Genomic DNA, 17,878 nt, shown 5'->3' with positions numbered 1-17,878 from the left:
GCCTGCTCGGCCCAGAACGCATCCCGATCGGCATCCGCCTGGTCGTAGAGCTCGGCGGTGGCGTTCGCCTGCGACGCGAACTCCGCCGAGGGCGGATGGCCCCGTTCTTCGGTGAGCAGATTGTCCAAAGTGCTCTGTGCGTGTTTGCCCACTTCCGACCTCTCGACGCGATCACGTGACAGCGTGATCGCTTTTTCGTTGCGGCTTTCCCAGATCCGTCAACCTGTTGGACGAATCTACGGCGGTCAACGTTGCGGCGACGTTGCGCTGTTGTTCGGTCGGGCGCCGAGCGCGGCGGCCACCCGCTCGCCGACAGCGTCGACCGGACCGGACGCGTCGACCCGCACCAGCCTGTTTTTCTCCTGGTAGTGCACGAGCATCGGTGCGGTCTGCTGCTCGTAGAGCTGCAGACGGCGTCGGATCGCGTCCTCGCGGTCGTCGTCGCGCCGATGCAGCGGACCGGCGCAGGCGTTGCAGCTGCCCTCCACCCTCGTGGCGTTGAAATCCACGTGCCAGCTCCGCCCACACGTGCCGCACACGCGCCTTCCGTTGAGGCGACGAACGATTTCCTCCGCGGGCACCTGCAGTTCCAGCACCATGTCGACGGTGCGTCCGGAGTTTCGCAGTGTGTTGTCGAGAAACTCGGCCTGCTCCCGGTTCCGGGGGAACCCGTCGAGCAGGAAGCCGTCGGCGTCGTCCTCACCGAGACGTCTGCGCACCATTTCGTTGGTCAGCTCGTTCGGAACCAGGGCGCCGCTGTCCATGTAGGACTTCGCCCGCAGTCCGAGATCCGTGCCCTCGCCGACGTTGCGCCGGAAGATGTCCCCGGTGGAGATGTGTGGAACACCCAGTCGGGCCGAAATCGCTTCCGCCTGCGTTCCCTTGCCGGCGCCCGGCGGCCCGATCAGGACAACGCGGCTAGGCTCGTGTTCAGCTCGCATTCAGTCGTTTCCATTCCTCTTCGGTGAGCAGCCGGGACCGGATGAGGAAGCGGACACCATCGGGCGCCTCGAGGGAGAAGCCGCTGCCCCGGCCTGGTACGAGGTCGATGGTGAGGTGGGTGTGCCTCCGGTACTCGAACTGCGATCTGGACATCCACACCGGTACCGCTTCGCTGTCCACCGCCAGGTCGCCGAGGTGCACGTCGGCTTCGCTGGTGGCGAATTCCCCCTCCGGGTAGCACATAGGGGCGCTGCCGTCGCAGCATCCGCCGGACTGGTGGAACATGACCGGCCCGTGCTGCGCCCGGAGGCGGCGGATCTGCTCCGCAGCCTCCGGGGTCACCGCGACTCGGTCGCTGGCCATCAGAAGAATCCCAGCGCGTTGTTGGAGTAGCTGACCAGCATGTTCTTGGTCTGCTGGTAGTGGTCCAGCATCATCTTGTGGGTCTCGCGCCCGATGCCGGACTGCTTGTAGCCGCCGAACGCGGAGTGGGCGGGGTAGGCGTGGTAGTTGTTCACCCACACCCGGCCGGCCTGGATGTCGCGGCCGGCGCGGTAGGCGGTGTTGCCGTTTCGGGACCACACGCCGGCGCCGAGGCCGAAGAGGGTGTCGTTGGCGATCTTCATCGCGTCGTCGTAGTCTTCGAAGCTCGTGACCGCGACGACCGGGCCGAAGATCTCCTCCTGGAAGATCCGATGCTTGTTGTGTCCCGCGAACACCGTCGGGGCGACGTAGAATCCGCCGGCCAGTTCGCCTTCGAGCTCGACCCGGTGGCCGCCGGTGAGGAGCTTCGCGCCCTCCTGCTCGCCGATGTCGATGTAGGAGAGGATCTTCTCCAGCTGGTCGTTGCTGGCCTGCGCGCCGATCTGGGTGTCGGTGTCCAGCGGGTTGCCCTGCTTGATCTTCTCGGTTCGGGCCACCGCGTCGGTGAGGAACGCGTCGTAGATGCTGGACTGGACCAGCGCCCGTGACGGGCACGTGCACACCTCGCCCTGGTTGAGGGCGAACAGCGCGAACCCTTCCAGCGCCTTGTCGTAGAAGGCGTCGTTGGCGTCGGCGACGTCGGAGAAGAAGATGTTCGGGCTCTTGCCGCCGAGCTCGACGGTGACCGGGATGATGTTCGCGCTGGCGTACTGCAGGATCAGCCGGCCGGTGGTGGTCTCGCCGGTGAAGGCGACCTTGCGCACCCGCGAGCTGGAGGCCAGCGGCTTGCCGGCCTCCACGCCGAAGCCGTTGACCACGTTGAGCACGCCCGCGGGCAGCAGGTCGGCGATCAGGTCGATCAGCACATGGATCGACGCGGGCGTCTGCTCGGCGGGCTTGAGCACCACCGCGTTGCCCGCGGCCAGTGCCGGAGCCAGCTTCCAGGTCGCCATCAGCAGCGGGAAGTTCCACGGGATGATCTGGGCGACCACGCCCAGCGGCTCGTGGAAGTGGTAGGCGACGGTGTCGTCGTCGATCTGCGAGAGAGTGCCCTCCTGGCCCCGCAGCACGCCCGCGAAGTAGCGGAAGTGGTCGATCGCCAGCGGGATGTCGGCAGCGAGCGTCTCCCGGATCGGCTTGCCGTTGTCCCAGCTCTCGGCGACCGCCAGTTTCTCGAGGTTGGCCTCCATCCGGTCGGCGATCTTGAGCAGGATCCCCGAACGCTCCGCCACCGACGTGCGGCCCCACGCGGGCGCGGCCCCCTCGGCGGCGTCGAGCGCGCGTTCCACGTCGTCGGCCGTGCCGCGGGCGACTTCGGTGAACGTCCGGCCTGTGACCGGCGTCGGGTTCTCGAAGTAGCCCCCGCCGACCGGAGCCACGTACTCGCCGCCGATGAAGTGGTCGTAACGCGAGCGGAACTCGACCGCCGAACCCACCGTGCCCGGCGCTGCATGCAGAACCATCTGTTCGCCTCTCGTGTGCTGGTGCGGTCCTCCGCGGGCCGCCGTGAGCTGGGCCACTCATGCCTCTGGTGTGGCGAGAAGCTACGAGTCGCAACGTTGCAGCGACGTTGCAACGGGGTGAACCGGTGTCGCGGGCGCACTTGCCCGTAACCTGTGTCACCCCGCACTATGAGTCTTTCGGCGACCGGATGTTCCCGCGTTCTCGACACTTCTGCGCAGGCGAATGGACACCAGCTACGACACCTCGGTTGATCCGCTCGAGCGAGCCCGACTGCTCGAGCGGGTGCACGCTGCCGTCCTGGCCGGTGACCGGCTCTCGCACGAGCCGCGACCGGTCATCTCCGAGTCCTGGAGGCGTTCGCTGGCAGCCCGGATCGATCCCGATCTCAGGCAACCGCCGCTGGCGTTCGACTCAGGCAGGCTCGACGACGTCCGCCAAGCGCACCCGCTGGCGCGCTGGGTGCCGATGCTGCGCCAGACGCTGCTCGATGCGGCCGACGGCACCAGCCACGTCATGATCATCACCGATGCCGACGGCAACATCCTCTGGCGGGAAGGACATCCCCAGGTCTGCCGGGAAGCCGACCGGGTCCAGCTCGCCGAAGGCACCCGGTGGGCCGAGAGCGCGATCGGCACCAACGCGATGGGCACCACGCTCGCCACCGGGGCTCCCGTGCAGATTCACTCCGCCGAGCACCTCGTGCGGACCTACCACTCCTGGACCTGCGCCGCCTGTCCGGTCCGCGATCCCGATACGGGTGCGCTGCTCGGAGCGGTCGACCTCAGCGGGCCGCTGCACACGATGCACCCGGCGCTGCTCGCGCTCGTGGTGGCCGGTGCGCGGCTGGTCGAAGGCGAGCTCCGCTGGCGCCTGGCCGCCTCCGACGACCTGCTCCGGGAGCGCAACGCCCACCACCTCACCGAGTCCGGTCGGGATGCGGCGCTGCTGAGCCCCAGCGGACGGATCGTCGCGAGCGCACCCTCGACGCGGTTCGTGCCGGGGCAGCGGATCGGCCTCGACGACAGCGGAACGGTCCGGCTGGACGACGGCGAGGATGCCGAGGTCGAACCGCTCGACGGCGGCTACCTGCTGCGCGTCGGGCAGCGCCGGTCCCATCGCAGGCCGCAGTTGTCGTTGAGGCTGCTCGGCGACGAGGTTCCAATGGTCACAGTGGACGGTGTCGGGTGGGAGCTGAGCCTGCGGCACGCCGAAATCCTCGCGCTGCTGGCGATGAACCCCGGCGGGCTGACCGCGGAACGGCTCGCGCTGCTGCTGCACGGGGAGCAGGGCAACCCCACCACGGTCCGGGTGGAGATCCACCGCATCCGCAACGCCCTGGGCCAGCACGTGGTCAAGACCAGGCCGTACCGCATCGCGGCGGATGTGGACAGCGACCTGCACGCCGTCCGCGAGGCGCTGCGCCAGGGCGATGCCGACGCCGCCGTGGACCGAGCCGGACTGCTGCTGCCGCACTCGGAGTCCGTCGCGATCCGCGCCGAGCGCGACGAGCTCGTGGCATCGTTGCGCGGCTGGGCACTGGGCAGCGGGGACCCTGAACTGCTCTGGCGCTTCGCCAACACCGATGCGGGGCGCGATGATCTGGAAGTGCTGGAAAGAGCACGGGACCTGATAGCGCCGGATGCTCCGCAGCGCAACGTGCTCGAAACCCGGCTGCGCCTGCTACTGGAAGAAACTGCGTAGCGCACCTGTCCGATCGGACAGGTCAGGGGTGCTCATCCGGACAGTTTCGAGGTACAGTCCCGACTGTAGGTTCACCTGTGGTTTACGCCACAGTAATGCTTCTGGTCTGCCTGCAGCTGGTCTCGCCGCGGGCCGCGCACCGGCCGGACTCGTTCGCAGGCGAAGGCTCATCGGCGGGTCGGGAGGACCACGAGAATGCCGGAGCTGGAAATCGCGTTAGAAGATGTGGGCGTGCCGCGCCAACCCAGCCGTGACGATGTCGGCGAGCAGTGCCCGGCCTTGGCGAAGTTCCACGCGCCGGAAATTGTGTTCGGCCCCGATTCGCTGGCCGAGCTTGGCCACTCGGCTCGACGGCTCGGCGCGCGCCGCCCCTTCTTGGTCACCGATCCGGGCATCGTGGCGGCAGGATGGGTGCGCGAGGCAGTGGCGCACCTGCGCGAGGTGGGTCTGGAACCGGTCGTCTGGCACGAGCTGACGCCGAACCCGAAGGACCACGAGGTGCAGGCGGCCTACTGCGAATACGCCCAGGCCGGCGCGGACGTGATCATCGCCGCAGGCGGCGGCTCGTGCATCGACGCGGCCAAGGGCGTGGCGATCGTGTCCGCCAACGGCGGGGCGTTCACCAACGCGATCCTCGGCGCCACCCACGCCATGAGCCACCAGGTCGGCGGGCTGCTCGACGCGCCGCACGGCGTGATCAACGGGGTTCTGCTGCCGCACGTGATCCGGTTCAACGCGGAACTGAGCCCGACTCGCTACGTGCCGCTGGCCGCCGCCGCGGGCATCGACACCGACCGCGTACCCGCGGCCGAGGTCGCCGAGGTGCTCGCCGATCGGGTCCGCGAGCTGGCCGACTCCGTCGGCGTCCCGCGCGGTTTGTCCTGCCTCGGGGTCGGCGAGCACAACGTCGCGCACCTGGCCAGGACGACGATGAAGGACGCGTGCCTGGCGACCAACCCGCGCCAGGTCACCCAGGCGGAGATCGAGTCGTTGTTCCGAAAGGCCATGTGAGGTCGAAGGTGTCCGGTGGTGGCCGCGTCCGCGCGGGGGAGACGACGCTCGGTGAGCTCACCGGGATGCGATCGAGCAAGCGGTCGTTCTACCCCGAGTACCGGCGCTCGAACGAGCGGCTGGCCGTGGCCGTGCAGGCGCTCGACGAGATCTCCCGCGCTGTGGTGCGCTCGGCGGAGGGGCCGAGGGCGCTGGTGGAGGCGGTCGTCGTGGCCGCCGTCGAGCACCTGAAAGCCGAGTGGGTGCTGCTGGCCTTCGCCGACGGGGCGTTGCGGGGGATACGTCCGGGTTTCCTGTTCGCCCGGAACGGCGAGCTGATCGACCAGGAGCACGATCTGCCCGCCGAGGTCCGCGAGCAGCTCGAGGTGATCCGCCAGCGCCCGTGGGAGCTCGAACCGGGTGAGGCCGGGCCGGGCTGGGTGCGCGCGCCGATGCTGCTCGACGAGGAGCCGGTCGGCGGCGTCGTGGGTCGGCCCGGTGCGGGAGTGGAAGTCACCGGGACCGACCTCGCGGTCCTGCGGGTGCTGGCCAATCAGGCCGCGGTGGCGCTGTACAACTCCTACCTGTTCCACACCGCGGCCCAGTTGAAGGGGCACGCCGAGCAGTTGAACGAGGAAGCTTCCCGGCAGGCCAAGGATCTCGTCGAACGCAACGCCGAGCTGCAGGAGGTCCAGCGCCGGCTGACCGAGGTGATGCAGCGGCAGGTCATCGACGAGGAACGGCGCCGCATAGCGCGGGAGCTGCACGACAGCGTGACCCAGGCCGTGCTCAGCGCCGGCATGACCGTGGAGGTGTGCCGGTCGGAGCTGGCGGCGATGGGCGCCGACGCGCGGCAGGTCGCCGAGCGGCTCATGGTGGCCAGGGACCTGACCCAGCAGGCGGTCGCCCAGCTGCGGTCGGCGATCTACGCGCTGCACCGGGGTGCCGACGAGGGCCCCGGCTCGCTGCCGGTGCTGCTGGAACGGCTGTCCAACGTGCACCTGCCGACATCAGTCGACGTTGTGGTCCGGATCGAGGGCAAGCCGGTGCCGCTGCCCGGCGAGGCTGAGCACTCGCTGCTGCGGCTGACCGGCGAGGCCCTGTTCAACACCGCGACCCACTCGGGCGCGGGTCGCGCGTCGGTGCACCTGAAGTACGAGACCGACCGCGTTGTGCTGTCGATCGCCGACGACGGCACCGGGGTTCCTGCACAGCTGCGGCGAATGCTGCGGGCGGCGCGCACCAATGACCTCAACGGGCACCACCGGGGGCTGGCGAACATGGCCGCACGAGCCGAAGAACTCGGCGGTGAGCTCAACATCGGCAGGGCGAAGATGGGCGGGGTGCTCATCAGGCTGGAAGTGCCGATGCCGCTGTCAGAAGGGGACACCGATGTCTGAGGAAGCCGCGTGGCAGTCCGGGGGCGCGGTGAGCGCACCGCCGGGTCCGGTCCGGATCGTGATCGTCGACGACCACTCCATCGTCCGGCAGGGGCTGCGGTCGCTGCTCGAACGGGAACAGGACCTCGAAGTGGTCGGGGAGGCCTCCACCGCGGCGGAGGCGGTCGCGGTGGTCGGCCGGACGCGGCCCGCGGTGGTGCTGCTGGACCTCAAGCTGTCCTCCGGTGAGGACACCGAGGGCCTGGCGCTGTGCGAGCGGTTGACCGGGGAGCACGAAGGGCTCGGGGTCCTGGTGCTGACGACCTTCCTGGACGAGAAGCTCGTCGTCGACGCCGTGCACCGCGGTGCCCGTGGTTACGTGGTCAAGGACGTCGACACCACCGAGCTGGTCCGGGCGATCCGCGCGGTGGCCCGCAAGGAGAGCGCGTTCGACTCGCGCTCGGCCGCGGCGATAGTGCACTCGATGAACAACCGCTCCACCGCACCGGAACTGACCGAACGCGAGCTGGGTGTGCTCCGGCTGATGGCCACCGGGTCGAGCAACCGGCACGTCGGCGGCCAGCTCTACATCTCCGAGACGACGGTGAAGTTCCACGTGCGCAACATCATGCGCAAGCTCGGTGTCTCCACACGCGCGGAAGCCGTCTACGAAGCAAGCAAGCGCGGGCTCATCTGAGCGTGGATCTTGACCTGTTGCAGTGTCGATCACGATGTGGTGCCACGATCACCAGCAACGGCCCTTCCCAACAGTGCTCAAGGACCGACACGCCCCATTAGCCTCCGTGTTTCTCGCGCCCAGCAGGCTGGAGGTGACCACGTAGATCGTCTGTGGTCGTAAGCTTGTCGTCGCTTGCCGGTGTGAGTCCGGTCCGGGGAGTTGCCAGGAAGCCCGGTAGCAGACTCGCGGCTTGGTCTGGAAACGGGTCAGGTCGAAGCCCAGTGTCGAAACCCCTGTTCAAAGGGGGAGCGACTGTGCGGTCCGTAGCATGACGCGAATCCTGCGGCGTCGTTACGTGGCGAAACTGTGGCGGGATAACGGGTTGTGGCCCCACCGGCAGGGCACGTTCAAGGTCAGCAAGGATCCGGCCTTCGCCGAGAAGGTAGCCGGCATCGTCGGGTTGTACCTGGATCCGCCGGGAGGGGCGGTGGTGCTCTCGGTTGACGAGAAGACTCAGGTTCAGGCATTGGACCGGACCCAGCCGGTGCTGCCGATCGCCTTTGATGCCAGCGAGAAACGTACTCATGATTACGTACGGCATGGCATCACGAACCTCTTCGCAGCGCTCAATGTGGGCACCGGCGAGGTGTACGGGGAATGCAAACCGGTGCGGGATGGCGCCAACTTCCTGGCCTTCCTGAAGAAAGCCGTCAAACCCCACGCGGACAAGGACATCCACATCGTGCTGGACAACCTGTCCACGCACACCACCCCTGACGTGATGGGCTGGCTGGAGAAGAACCCGAACGTCACGTTTCACTTCACTCCGATCGGTTCGTCGTGGATCAATCAGATCGAAACCTGGTTCGGCATCATCACTCGCCAGGCCATCCGCCGCGGCACATTCACCTCAGTCAAGGTCCTCATTGGACAGATTCGCGACTACATCACCCACTGGGACACCAACCCCAAGCCCTTCACCTGGACCGCTACCGCCGACGAGATCCTGGCCAAGGTCCGCATCGTCCAGACCAACATCAGAAAACTCGTCGACAACAACGCAAAGTAAGAAGATCAGGATCACAGGACACTAGGGCTGGTCAGAGATCCCCCTTTTTTAGCCCTGACAGAGGCTCCGTCCAGGACGGCGGCGATGCGCGGTAGGCACGTCCGAGGTACTGGGGTGGAGTGCAGTTTCTGGAAGTTCGGTGCGATCGTGCGGGTGGAGCAGGCTCGGTCCAAACCACGGCGGCCGCTTGTCTCGGAATGCGGCGATGTCCTCCCAGCCGTCCGACGTGCCGACAAGGCTCGCGATAGTGTGCGCTTCTTCGCTCGAGTGTTCTTCCAGGTGAGCATGCGGAGTAGCCCGCATCAGTCGCTTCGTCTCAGCGATCGCTTTTCGCGGGCCTTGGGCAAGCAGCACCGCGGCGGTCATGGCCTTGATGTTCAGCTCGCCATCTTCGACGACACGGCTGACGAGGCCACTGGCTCTTGCTTCCTTGCAGACAACCAGCGCCTCACCGAGGCCAACACGAGCCTGCGGGAGTGCAGCGACGCGCTCAAGCAGCGCATTGCTGAGTTCGAAGACGATCTGGTCGCAGCCCGCACCAGCCTGCGGCGGCACTCGTAGACGCGCACCGAACGAGCCGCTTGGGTCGTTCTTCTCCACTACGAACACCGAGATCCTGCCGCGGGTCTTCTTGTCTGGGGCGGTTACCGCCATCACCGTGTAGAACTCCGACTCCCGGCGTTGATGATCCACCGCTTGGGGAAGTTGTTCATGGCGGTCCCTTCTCGGGATGGTTCTTCACCGGTGTCTTGTCGAACTCACAGCTCGTGTGGTGGCCACTGCCAGTCCGTGAGGCGCGTGAGGGCCTGAAGGAACTTGGCCGGACCGCCGAACGATTCGCGGCGATGTCCCGCCCGCGTCTCGTAGAGCACGCCAGCCCATGGATCGTCCGCCGCTATCACGAGCTTCCAGCGAACGGGTCGCTTCGATGACCCCGGCTCCGTGGCCATCGAAGCGTCGGAGGTGTCCCGCGCGGGCGCGTGAGCTGACCGCGGTGCCTTGGTGGCGCTGTCCTTTCGCATGTCCTCCTCCTCTTCTCGCGGACTCGCGGCGCCTCCCGGCTCAGATTTCCGCGTCCGCGTGGTCGGCGTCCCCAGAACCATAGAAGTCTGTTGCTCCATCTTCAACCGGTTGGTAGGTTTATCTACCGACTAGACAGATAGGGGTAGTCATGATCGTCGACCTCAACAGCACCGAACGGGCTGGCGACCAGATCGGACCTCTCCTCGCGCGCTCCGAGCGCCTGAGTCGCCTGGACGTCAAGCCGCCGCGGCATCTCTCGGCTCGAGATCGGGCTCGTTCGCTGTGCGACGATGGCGCCTTCCGCGAGATCATGGCGCTCCGGGAGGGTCGGCGGTCCCTCGCTGACGGCTCGGACGTGCCGCTCCCGGGAGACGGCGTGGCGGTGGGCTGGGGCCTTGTCCACGGGCGACCGACTGCGATGGCGAGTCATGACTTCAGCGTCACGGGCGGCTCGATCGGCGCCGTGTTCGCCGACAAGGTGGAACGCCTTCAGCGGTTCGCCATCGACAACGGGATGCCCATCGTCTACATCAACGATTCCGGTGGAGCGCGCATCCACGAGGGGATCGAGGCGCTCCACGGTTGCGGCCGGATCTTCACGCAGAACGTGCGGGCCAAGAAGCACGTCCCCCAGGTCTCCGTGATCATGGGACCGTGCGCTGGCGCCGCGGCCTACTCTCCGGCCTTGACCGACTGGACGATCATGGTGGGCGGCCAAGGCCGGCTGTTCCTCACCGGGCCGGAGGTAGTCAAGGCGGCGACCGGCGAAGAGATAGACCCCGAGGACCTTGGCGGAGCCGGACTGCACACCCGGGACAGCGGAGTCGCTCATCTAGAGGCCTCCGACGAACGGGAGGCGCTGAAGCTCACCGGCGTCCTGCTGGGTTTCCTCCCGCAACGCCGCGGCGGCGAGCTACCGCTTCATGCCGCGCGAGACCCTGAGGGGGACCCGGAGGATCTGCGCGAGATCATCCCCCAGGCCAGCAACGTTCCGTTCGACGTCCGCCGGGCGCTCTCCTGCATCGTCGACGCAGGAAGTCACCTAGAGATCGCGGGCAGGTTCTCGCCGAGCGTCGTGACCGGCTTCGCGCGGCTGAACGGAGTCCCGATCGGTATCGTCGCCTCCCAGTCCTGGCGCCGAGGCGGCATCCTGGATGCTAAGGCCGCCCAGAAGGTGGCGCGATTCGTCCGGTTCTGCGGTCGGTTCGGGGTTCCGATCACGACGTTCGTCGATGTCCCCGGGTTCATGCCGGGCGCGGTGGAGGAGCAGCGCGCCGTCATCACGCATGGCGCGGACATGCTCGATGCCTACGTCGACGCGCAGTCCCCCCGGCTCACCGTGATCATGCGCAAGGCCTACGGCGGGGCATACATCGCGATGGGCTCCCGGTCGCTGGGAGCCGACTTCACGTGGGCGTGGCCCGGTGCCGAGGTCGCCGTCATGGGTCCCGAAGCGGCCGTGGGCATCCTGAACCGCCGGGAGCTGGCGGAGGCAGAGGAGCCGCGAGCGGTTCGCGCCGAGCTCGCCGCGCGCTTCCGAGCCGAGTTCACGCACCCCTTCCGGGCCGTCGACGCCGGAATTGTCGACGACGTCATCGCGCCGGAGCGGACCCGGGAGACCCTCATCGCCGCCTTGTGCAGCATGGGGCTCGGCCTCCACTAGGCATCCGAACACCCTGCCTCAACTATCGAAGGAGACTGCGATGGCGAAGGTCTATCTGATCGACGGCGTGCGAACCCCGATCGGCCAGTTCGGCGGCAGCTTCAGCTCCCTGACGGGAACCGATCTTGCCACCACCGCAGCGCGCCGTCTCTTCGAGCGAACGGGAGTAGCGGCCTCCGCGGTCGATCACGTCGTCGGCGGGTCCGTGCTGCAGAACATGACCGAGTCGAACCCGGCCCGGATCGTCAGCCAGCGAGTCGGCGTGCCGGACTCCGCGCCTGCTTTCACGCTCAACATGCAGTGTGCTTCAGGAATGGCTGCCTTCATCAAGGCTGCACAGGCGATAGCCCTCGGCGACGCGCAAGTGGCGCTGGCCCTGGGGCAGGAGTCCATGAGCAACGCGGCCTTCACCGTCAACGGTGCTCGCTGGGGATTGCGGCTGAAGCACGGACAGTTCACCGACTCCCTCAAGGAATGCACCCTCGCCGGTTCACACCAGTGGGGTGAGCCCTGGTACATGATCGATGTCGCCGAGCACCACGCCGTGGTCGACCAGGTGTCGCGTGAGGACATGGACGCCTACGCCGTGCAGTCCCACATCAAGGCTGCGCAGGCCCGGGAGGCCGGTCGGCTGGCCGGCGAGATCGTGCCGGTGGAGGTCGCCGACAAAGGTGGAAGTCAGCTGGTGAGCGAGGATCAGCACATTCGCCCCGATGCCACGATCGAGAGCCTGAGCGAACTCAGCTCCGTCAAGCCCGGCGGTGTCATCACGCCTGGCAATGCGTCGGGCATCAACGACGGTGGGGCCGCCGCGCTGCTCTGCTCGCCCGAGGCAGCGGAGCGGCTCGGCGTGGAGCCACTGGCCGCGCTCGATGTCACGCACACGGCTCTCGCGGGGTGCAACCCGTACCTCATGGGGTACTCGGCCGTCGAAGCACTCAACAATGCACTGGAGCGCGCCAAGCTGTCGCTCGGCGACCTGGACCTGATCGAGTGCAATGAGGGCTTCGGGGTGCAGGGTGTGGCTTGCGAACGGCTGGGCGGTTGGCCCAGTGAGCGGGTGAACGTCGACGGCGGGAGCCTCGGGCTGGGGCATCCCGTCGGTATGTCCGGGCTTAGGATCGTCATTCACCTCGCTCATGCGCTGCGCGAGCGGCAGCTGCAGCGGGGGGCTGCGACGGTTCCCGCGGGTAGTGGTCTCGGTGCCGCCGTCGTGCTCGAGGCAGTTAATCCCTGAGAGGTCCATGAGAAAGGGGCGCGTGGTGGAACGAGGGCCGAACGCGCAGCGAGTGACGTACCAACGGCTGGTCGCGGTAGCGGGGGAGCTGTTCGCCGAACGGGGCTACCGAGCGACGACGCTCGACGATGTCGCCGACGCACTCAACGTGAAGAAAGCGTCCCTGTACTACTACATTGACTCCAAGAACAGTCTGTTGCGGGCGATCTACGACCAGATCCTGGGGCGGATCGCAGACCAGGTTCTGCCCATCGCCGAGCTGGACTTGCCAGCGGACGAGCGGCTGCGTCGGATGATCCAGTCGCACATCGAGTTCGTCACCCAGGAGCGCAGCCTGCTCTCGGTGGTGTTCCAGGAGGAGTCGGAACTGCCTGATGAGATGCAGGAGAGCATCAAGCACACTAAACGCAGGTACGAGGACGCGTTCGAGAATGTGGTTCTCCAAGGCCAGAAGGACGGGATGTTACGCCCGGGTTCGGCGCGGCTGATGGTGCTCGCGCTGCTGGGCATGACGAACTGGATGTACACCTGGTACGCCCCAGGCCGACACGACCGTCGCGAGATTGTCGGTGAGTTCGTCCAGATGCTCGAACGAGGCTGGCTGTCCTCCGACGCGCCGACCCGTCCGGCGTGGCCGCGCGCTGATTCGGTCGAGTCCGCGCTGGCTGATTCCTTCACACTCCTCAACCAAGTGCGCGAAAGCTATGAGGCGCTCGAGGTAGAGCTCTCCTTCGCCAAGGAGCGTCTGGAAGAAGGTGTCATGAACACCGAGAACGGAGGCTCATCATGACAGACTCCCGAGCTAGCAGCACTCTTGGCGAGCACGAGGTCCGCGCAGAACTGGTGGCCAACGTGTTCCGGATCCTGGTCGATGTGGGTGAGGTCGTGTCCAAGGGCGACCAGCTGATGATCCTCGAGTCCATGAAGATGGAGATCCCGGTGATCGCCCCCCGGCCTGGGACGGTACGCCGTCTCGGAACGACGCCGGACGCAGTCGTCAGTGAGGGCGACGTGCTTCTGGTGCTGGCTGATTCCGACCCGGGCTGAGCGACAGCGCCAGCCTTTTCATCCGGCATCCGGGCCACCGATCCCTCGTCGGTCCGGAGACCCGGCTCGCGGTCCACCGTCACCACGGCGAGCCGAACCGTCTGAGCGACCCACGTAGCGTACGGCGCGACCGGGTGGTCCTCGGGTCTGGACCGCCGCTGCGGCGTACCCCTAACTGCACCACGCCGGTGAGGCTCATCCCTGTCGCCCCGGAGCCGTCCGGGGAAGGCGAGGCCCTTGCTTGCAGGGGCTCGGACGTATCCTCTCCCGCCCGTCATAACACGAATCGGCAGTCTGCCCTGGCACCGTTGACACTGCTATTTCCGATCAGTAGGTTCACTGACCAATTAGTCGGTAGATAGGGGATTGTTGCCGAATGAGCACCGTGGAGATCGAACGCCGCGACTCGGTCGGCGTGGTGCGGCTCAACCGTCCGGAGCGGGGGAACGCACTGGACAGCACCATGCCGACTGGCGTTCGTTCGGCGATCGAGGAACTGGGTTCGGACACCGCCGTGTCCGGGATCGTTCTCACCGGAGCGGGCCGGTTGTTCTGTGCGGGGGGAGATATCTCGACGCTGTTGGAATGGCGAGAGCTCGACCTCGACGGGCGAACCGGGAAGTACTTGGCCTCCCAGGAACTCGTGCACGCCATGAAGGCTTGTCCGATTCCCATCATCGCCGCCGTCAACGGGGCGGCTGCTGGGGCGGGTGTGGACCTCGCGCTCGCTGCCGACCTACGGATCATCGCTGACACGGCCAGCTTCACCGCGGCATTCGCGTCTGTCGGTCTCGTCCCCGACCTCGGCGGCAGTTGGTTCCTGGCGCGCACGATCGGCGTTCCGCACGCCTTGCGCTTCCTGCTTGCCGGGCAGCGGATGAGCGCGGCCGAGGCATTGGAGAAGGGCGTCGTGGACCAGGTCGTCGAGGGCGAGATGCTTCTGCCCACCGCGTGTGAGGTGATCGCGGAGCTCACCGCGCAGGTGCCACGGCAGGTGGTGACGGAGACCCTGCTGGCAGTTCGTGGCGCTGTGGGGCAGGACCTGGCGACGTCCATGAGCCTCGCAGCGCGGTCGCAGGCACGACTGATGTCGAGTCCGGAGCACGAGGAGCGCGTGGCCGCGTTCTTGTCGAGCAGCCCCCGTTTGACACCACAGGTAAGGAGAACGTCACATGCTCTCGGAAGACGACCGGCTTAAGTCCCAGCGTCTGCAGGAGGGCTGGGAGGCCGACTATCACAGGATGGTGAAGCGTTTCGGTGACGCGGTGCCGAAGCAGGCGACGCAACCGGCTTCCCACTCGGGGCTTCCGCTGAAGAGCGCCTACTTCCCCCACGACATCGAAGGGATCGATGTCGAGGAGCAGATCGGTCGGCCGGGGGGATATCCGTTCACCCGCGGGAACCTGGCCGCTCAGCACCAGCTGATGGCGTGGGCCAACCAGCCGGTGATCGGGTACGGCCTGCCGGAGAACACCCGCGACCGGATGGACTACCTCGAATCGCAGGGCATGGTCGGATACTTCGGCCAGCGTTTCTACAACCTGGTCTACGACTTGGTTTCGCACGAGGGACTCGATCCCGACCACCCTGCCGCCCGAGGACGGGTCGGCCAGTGCGGAATGGGCGTCTACAACGTTCGTGACATGGCGCGTCTCTTCGACGGGCTGGACCTGCGCAAGATCAACGTCGTCCACATCACCTACTACCAGACGATTCCTGCGTTGGCGCAGTACATCGCCTACGGCGAACGAATGGGCGTGCCGCCCGAGGACCTGCGCGGTAACTCGATGAACTGGTACCACCAGTCCGCGTACGTCGGGATGAGCGCGTTCCCGCCGGATCAGGGGCTCAAGCTCGCCACGGAGCTGGTGTCCTACTGCGCCAAGCGCATGCCGCGGTGGAACACCACCAACTTCTTCGGTTACGGCATCGAGGAGGCGGGTGGCACGGCTGCACAGGAGACCGGCCTGATGCTCGCCTTCGGGCGCGAGCTCGCCCGAGCCTGTCTGGCCGCGGGCATGGAGGCGGACCAATTCCTTCCCCGGTTCGGATTCCAGTTTTCCCAGGCGAACGACTTCTTCGAGGAGATCGCGAAGATCCGGGCGATGCGCCGGATCTGGGCGACCACGATGCACGACGAGTTCGGTGCGAGGGACCCGCGGTCGATGCACGTCCGCATCCACTCGCACACATCAGGCGCAGTGCTGACCGCGCAGCAGCCCCTGGTCAACCTGATCCGGACCTCCATCCACGCGCTGGGTGCGGTGATCGCCGGTACGCAGGCGATGGAGGTCTCGGCCTACGACGAAGCCCTGGCCATCCCCTCCCTGGAGGCGCACACGCTGGCCCTGCGGGTCCAGCAGGTGGTCCAGGAGGAGACCAACGTCACCGCCGTGTCGGACCCGCTGGCGGGCTCCTACTACGTCGAGTCGCTCACCGACCAGCTCGCGCAGCGCGCGATGGAGATCGCCGACGAGGTGGAGAAGCAGGGCGGGTACGTCGCGGCGCAGCAGTCCGGCTGGATCCGGTCCGAGGTGGAAGCGTCGGCCGAGCACTGGCGCGACCTCGTCAACCGCGGCGAGCGCCGCATCGTCGGGTTGAACTGCTACCAGGTCGAGGAAGAGGAGGAGCGCGAGGTCTTCTCGGTGGATCCCGCGGTGGAGCAGATCGCCATCGAGCGGATTCGTGAGCTGCGTGCCACCCGGGACCAGGCCCGCTTCGAGAAGGCGATGGACGGGCTCCACTCCGCTGCAGAGCAGTTTGCGAATGCCGAGGTCTCCGACCTCGGCGGCGACCATCTGATGGAGGCAGCGATCGAAGCCGCGCGGGCCGAGGCGAGCACCGGCGAAATGATGGCGGTCCTCAAGCAGCACCTCGGCTGGTCCGCCCCTCACGAGTTCTGACCCCACTAGACACAGGGAGGAATCATCATGGAGCGACTCATCCGGGTACTACTGGCCAAGCCCACCCACGACAGTCACGACCGAGGAGTGCGCTACCTGGCGCGGGTCCTTCGCGACGCCGGCTTCGAGGTGGTGTTCATGAACTTCCTGCTCCCCGAGGACGTGTTGAGCGCCGCCATCCAGGAAGACGTCGACGTGATCGGCATCTCCAGCTCGTCTGGAGGGCACATGCCGGTCTTCATCGATATCGCGGCGGCACTCAGGGAACGCGGACTGGAGCACATCGTGCTGATCGGCGGGGGCATCATCCCCGCCTCCGACGCCAAGAAGCTCAAGCAGGACGGCGTGGGCCGGATCTTCGGTCCCGGCAGCGATCCAGAGGAGATCAAGGCCTACATCCGCGAGCACAGCCGGCCGGTCGCCGGATCGCGCGGCTGAGTGGGGCGCAGATGAAAAAGATAGTGATCCTGGGCGGTGCCGGGCTCATGGGGCACGGCATCGCCCTGGCCTGCCTCACCGGTAGCGACGCCCACGTGACGATCGTCTCTCGCCGCGAGGAGTCAGTGAGAAGCGGCGTCGACGCCGTAGTGAACGGACAGTACGGCCTACGGAAGGCGGTTGCACGGGGGCGGCTCACCGAAGATGCGCTTGACAAGGCGATGTCGCGGCTCGACGGCACGACCGACTACGGCGAGGCGCTCGATGCCGCGGATCTCATCTTTGAGTCGATTCCCGAGGTGCCGCAGCTGAAGCTCGAGGCGCTCACGGCAGTGGGGGCCGTGGCTCCCGCCCACGCGATCGTCGCCACGAATACTTCGAGCATCATGATCGCCGAGCTCAGCTCCGCGCTGCCCGACCCGTCACGACTCGTGGGCACGCACTGGTTCTACCCGTCGAACGTGATGCCCCTTGTCGAGGTGGCGGCGAGCGGGGTGACGGATCCCGAGGTCACAGCGCAGGTGGTGGATTTTCTCACCCGGATCCGCAAGCGACCCGTCCAGGTGAAGGATGCCCCGGGCTTCTTCATGACCAGGTTCGTCAACAACTTCATCGCCGAAGCGATCCGCGCAGTCGAACTGGGGATCGCCGGTCCGGCGGAGATCGATGAGATGGTCAAGACGGGTCTGGGTTGGCCGATGGGGGTCTTCGAGCTGCTCGACGATACGGCGAGCTTCGATGCTTGGTACCACGCCCAGGAGTACTTGCACGCGATGTGCGGTGAGCGCTACCAGGTGCCACCGCTGGCACGTCAGGTGTTCGCCGCCGGCTACCTCGGGGACAAGACGTTCAAGTCGTCGAGTCGTGGTGGCTGGTACGAGTTCCTGGGCGTCGCGCGCCCTGGCGGCAAGGAGACGTGA

18 protein-coding genes are annotated in these 17,878 nt (G+C 66.9%); 13 read left to right on the top strand and 5 right to left on the bottom strand.

The window, feature by feature from the left end; all coding sequences use genetic code 11:
• The 4 genes from ACWCO2_RS29850 to exaC form a co-directional block, all read right to left on the bottom strand.
• Positions 1-182, bottom strand: a 182-nt coding sequence (locus ACWCO2_RS29850) for a hypothetical protein (protein ID WP_450131122.1), incomplete at its 3' end; no start/stop codon positions are given.
• A gap of 63 nt (positions 183-245) precedes the next feature.
• Positions 246-941: an adenylate kinase gene (locus ACWCO2_RS29845; protein ID WP_450131119.1), complete on the bottom strand. Its 696-nt coding sequence runs from the start codon at positions 939-941 to the stop codon at positions 246-248.
• A complete protein-coding gene (locus ACWCO2_RS29840) occupies positions 931-1,305 on the bottom strand; it encodes a DUF779 domain-containing protein (protein WP_450131118.1) in 375 nt (124 codons plus the stop codon). Before ACWCO2_RS29840 ends, ACWCO2_RS29845 begins: the two co-directional genes overlap by 11 nt.
• Positions 1,305-2,828, bottom strand: a complete 1,524-nt coding sequence (exaC, locus tag ACWCO2_RS29835; RefSeq protein ID WP_450131117.1) for an acetaldehyde dehydrogenase ExaC — start codon at positions 2,826-2,828, stop codon at positions 1,305-1,307. The genes ACWCO2_RS29840 and exaC overlap by 1 nt, the downstream gene beginning before the upstream one ends.
• A 223-nt stretch (positions 2,829-3,051) precedes the next feature.
• On the opposite strand from exaC, the gene ACWCO2_RS29830 reads away from it, so the two are divergent.
• The 5 genes from ACWCO2_RS29830 to ACWCO2_RS29810 all read left to right on the top strand — a co-directional run bounded on the left by ACWCO2_RS29830 (position 3,052) and on the right by ACWCO2_RS29810 (position 8,647).
• Entirely contained in the window at positions 3,052-4,530 is a 1,479-nt protein-coding gene (locus ACWCO2_RS29830; protein WP_450131116.1) for a GAF domain-containing protein, read from the top strand.
• 195 nt (positions 4,531-4,725) lie between these two features.
• Complete coding sequence (locus ACWCO2_RS29825; protein ID WP_450131115.1) at positions 4,726-5,541, top strand: iron-containing alcohol dehydrogenase; 816 nt, start codon at positions 4,726-4,728, stop codon at positions 5,539-5,541.
• Positions 5,538-6,920: a MadS family sensor histidine kinase gene (locus tag ACWCO2_RS29820; RefSeq protein WP_450131114.1), complete on the top strand. Its 1,383-nt coding sequence runs from the start codon at positions 5,538-5,540 to the stop codon at positions 6,918-6,920. Before ACWCO2_RS29825 ends, ACWCO2_RS29820 begins: the two co-directional genes overlap by 4 nt.
• The gene (locus ACWCO2_RS29815) at positions 6,913-7,596 is read left to right on the top strand and encodes a MadR family response regulator transcription factor (protein ID WP_450131113.1); all 684 of its coding nucleotides are present in this window, start codon (positions 6,913-6,915) and stop codon (positions 7,594-7,596) included. The genes ACWCO2_RS29820 and ACWCO2_RS29815 overlap by 8 nt, the downstream gene beginning before the upstream one ends.
• 310 nt (positions 7,597-7,906) lie before the next feature.
• Positions 7,907-8,647 (top strand): IS630 family transposase, encoded by a 741-nt coding sequence (locus tag ACWCO2_RS29810; RefSeq protein ID WP_450131112.1) that lies wholly within the window; start codon positions 7,907-7,909, stop codon positions 8,645-8,647.
• A 48-nt stretch (positions 8,648-8,695) separates the two neighbouring features.
• On the opposite strand, the gene ACWCO2_RS29805 is transcribed toward ACWCO2_RS29810, so the two are convergent.
• Positions 8,696-9,340, bottom strand: a complete 645-nt coding sequence (locus tag ACWCO2_RS29805) for a hypothetical protein (RefSeq protein ID WP_450131111.1) — start codon at positions 9,338-9,340, stop codon at positions 8,696-8,698.
• A 478-nt stretch (positions 9,341-9,818) separates the two neighbouring features.
• Here ACWCO2_RS29805 and ACWCO2_RS29800 point away from each other — a divergent pair, with 478 nt between their 5' ends.
• The 8 genes from ACWCO2_RS29800 to ACWCO2_RS29765 all read left to right on the top strand — a co-directional run bounded on the left by ACWCO2_RS29800 (position 9,819) and on the right by ACWCO2_RS29765 (position 17,878).
• A complete protein-coding gene (locus tag ACWCO2_RS29800) occupies positions 9,819-11,333 on the top strand; it encodes an acyl-CoA carboxylase subunit beta (RefSeq protein WP_450131110.1) in 1,515 nt (504 codons plus the stop codon).
• A 40-nt stretch (positions 11,334-11,373) separates the two neighbouring features.
• The gene (locus ACWCO2_RS29795) at positions 11,374-12,570 is read left to right on the top strand and encodes a thiolase family protein (RefSeq protein ID WP_450131109.1); all 1,197 of its coding nucleotides are present in this window, start codon (positions 11,374-11,376) and stop codon (positions 12,568-12,570) included.
• Positions 12,571-12,595: 25 nt separating this feature from the next.
• On the top strand, positions 12,596-13,360 hold the full coding sequence (locus tag ACWCO2_RS29790; RefSeq protein ID WP_450131108.1) for a TetR/AcrR family transcriptional regulator: 765 nt from the start codon (positions 12,596-12,598) through the stop codon (positions 13,358-13,360).
• Complete coding sequence (locus tag ACWCO2_RS29785; protein WP_450131107.1) at positions 13,357-13,617, top strand: biotin/lipoyl-binding carrier protein; 261 nt, start codon at positions 13,357-13,359, stop codon at positions 13,615-13,617. The genes ACWCO2_RS29790 and ACWCO2_RS29785 overlap by 4 nt, the downstream gene beginning before the upstream one ends.
• A gap of 376 nt (positions 13,618-13,993) precedes the next feature.
• A complete protein-coding gene (locus tag ACWCO2_RS29780; protein ID WP_450131106.1) occupies positions 13,994-14,815 on the top strand; it encodes an enoyl-CoA hydratase/isomerase family protein in 822 nt (273 codons plus the stop codon).
• Positions 14,816-14,858: 43 nt separating this feature from the next.
• On the top strand, positions 14,859-16,520 hold the full coding sequence (locus ACWCO2_RS29775; protein WP_450131105.1) for a methylmalonyl-CoA mutase family protein: 1,662 nt from the start codon (positions 14,859-14,861) through the stop codon (positions 16,518-16,520).
• Between the two features lie 27 nt (positions 16,521-16,547).
• Positions 16,548-16,958 (top strand): cobalamin B12-binding domain-containing protein, encoded by a 411-nt coding sequence (locus tag ACWCO2_RS29770; protein WP_450131104.1) that lies wholly within the window; start codon positions 16,548-16,550, stop codon positions 16,956-16,958.
• Between the two features lie 23 nt (positions 16,959-16,981).
• Positions 16,982-17,878, top strand: coding sequence for a 3-hydroxyacyl-CoA dehydrogenase family protein (locus tag ACWCO2_RS29765; RefSeq protein ID WP_450131103.1), 897 nt, complete (start codon positions 16,982-16,984; stop codon positions 17,876-17,878).

This window comes from Saccharopolyspora sp. NPDC002376 (assembly GCF_053593195.1).
Note: the sequence above shows the minus strand (reverse complement) of the source record. Positions and strands in the feature narration are given on the sequence as shown.

Excerpts from the sequence above, each read along its gene's own strand:
- ACWCO2_RS29780 (WP_450131106.1), top strand. The coding sequence starts at position 13,994 with ATGAGCACCGTGGAGATCGAACGCCGCGACTCGGTCGGCGTGGTGCGG.
- ACWCO2_RS29785 (WP_450131107.1), top strand. The coding sequence starts at position 13,357 with ATGACAGACTCCCGAGCTAGCAGCACTCTTGGCGAGCACGAGGTCCGC.
- ACWCO2_RS29840 (WP_450131118.1), bottom strand. The coding sequence starts at position 1,305 with ATGGCCAGCGACCGAGTCGCGGTGACCCCGGAGGCTGCGGAGCAGATC.
- ACWCO2_RS29845 (WP_450131119.1), bottom strand. The coding sequence starts at position 941 with ATGCGAGCTGAACACGAGCCTAGCCGCGTTGTCCTGATCGGGCCGCCG.
- ACWCO2_RS29795 (WP_450131109.1), top strand. The coding sequence starts at position 11,374 with ATGGCGAAGGTCTATCTGATCGACGGCGTGCGAACCCCGATCGGCCAG.
- ACWCO2_RS29800 (WP_450131110.1), top strand. The coding sequence starts at position 9,819 with ATGATCGTCGACCTCAACAGCACCGAACGGGCTGGCGACCAGATCGGA.
- ACWCO2_RS29830 (WP_450131116.1), top strand. The coding sequence starts at position 3,052 with ATGGACACCAGCTACGACACCTCGGTTGATCCGCTCGAGCGAGCCCGA.
- exaC (WP_450131117.1), bottom strand. The coding sequence starts at position 2,828 with ATGGTTCTGCATGCAGCGCCGGGCACGGTGGGTTCGGCGGTCGAGTTC.
- ACWCO2_RS29825 (WP_450131115.1), top strand. The coding sequence starts at position 4,726 with ATGCCGGAGCTGGAAATCGCGTTAGAAGATGTGGGCGTGCCGCGCCAA.
- ACWCO2_RS29775 (WP_450131105.1), top strand. The coding sequence starts at position 14,859 with ATGGTGAAGCGTTTCGGTGACGCGGTGCCGAAGCAGGCGACGCAACCG.
- ACWCO2_RS29810 (WP_450131112.1), top strand. The coding sequence starts at position 7,907 with ATGACGCGAATCCTGCGGCGTCGTTACGTGGCGAAACTGTGGCGGGAT.
- ACWCO2_RS29770 (WP_450131104.1), top strand. The coding sequence starts at position 16,548 with ATGGAGCGACTCATCCGGGTACTACTGGCCAAGCCCACCCACGACAGT.
- ACWCO2_RS29815 (WP_450131113.1), top strand. The coding sequence starts at position 6,913 with ATGTCTGAGGAAGCCGCGTGGCAGTCCGGGGGCGCGGTGAGCGCACCG.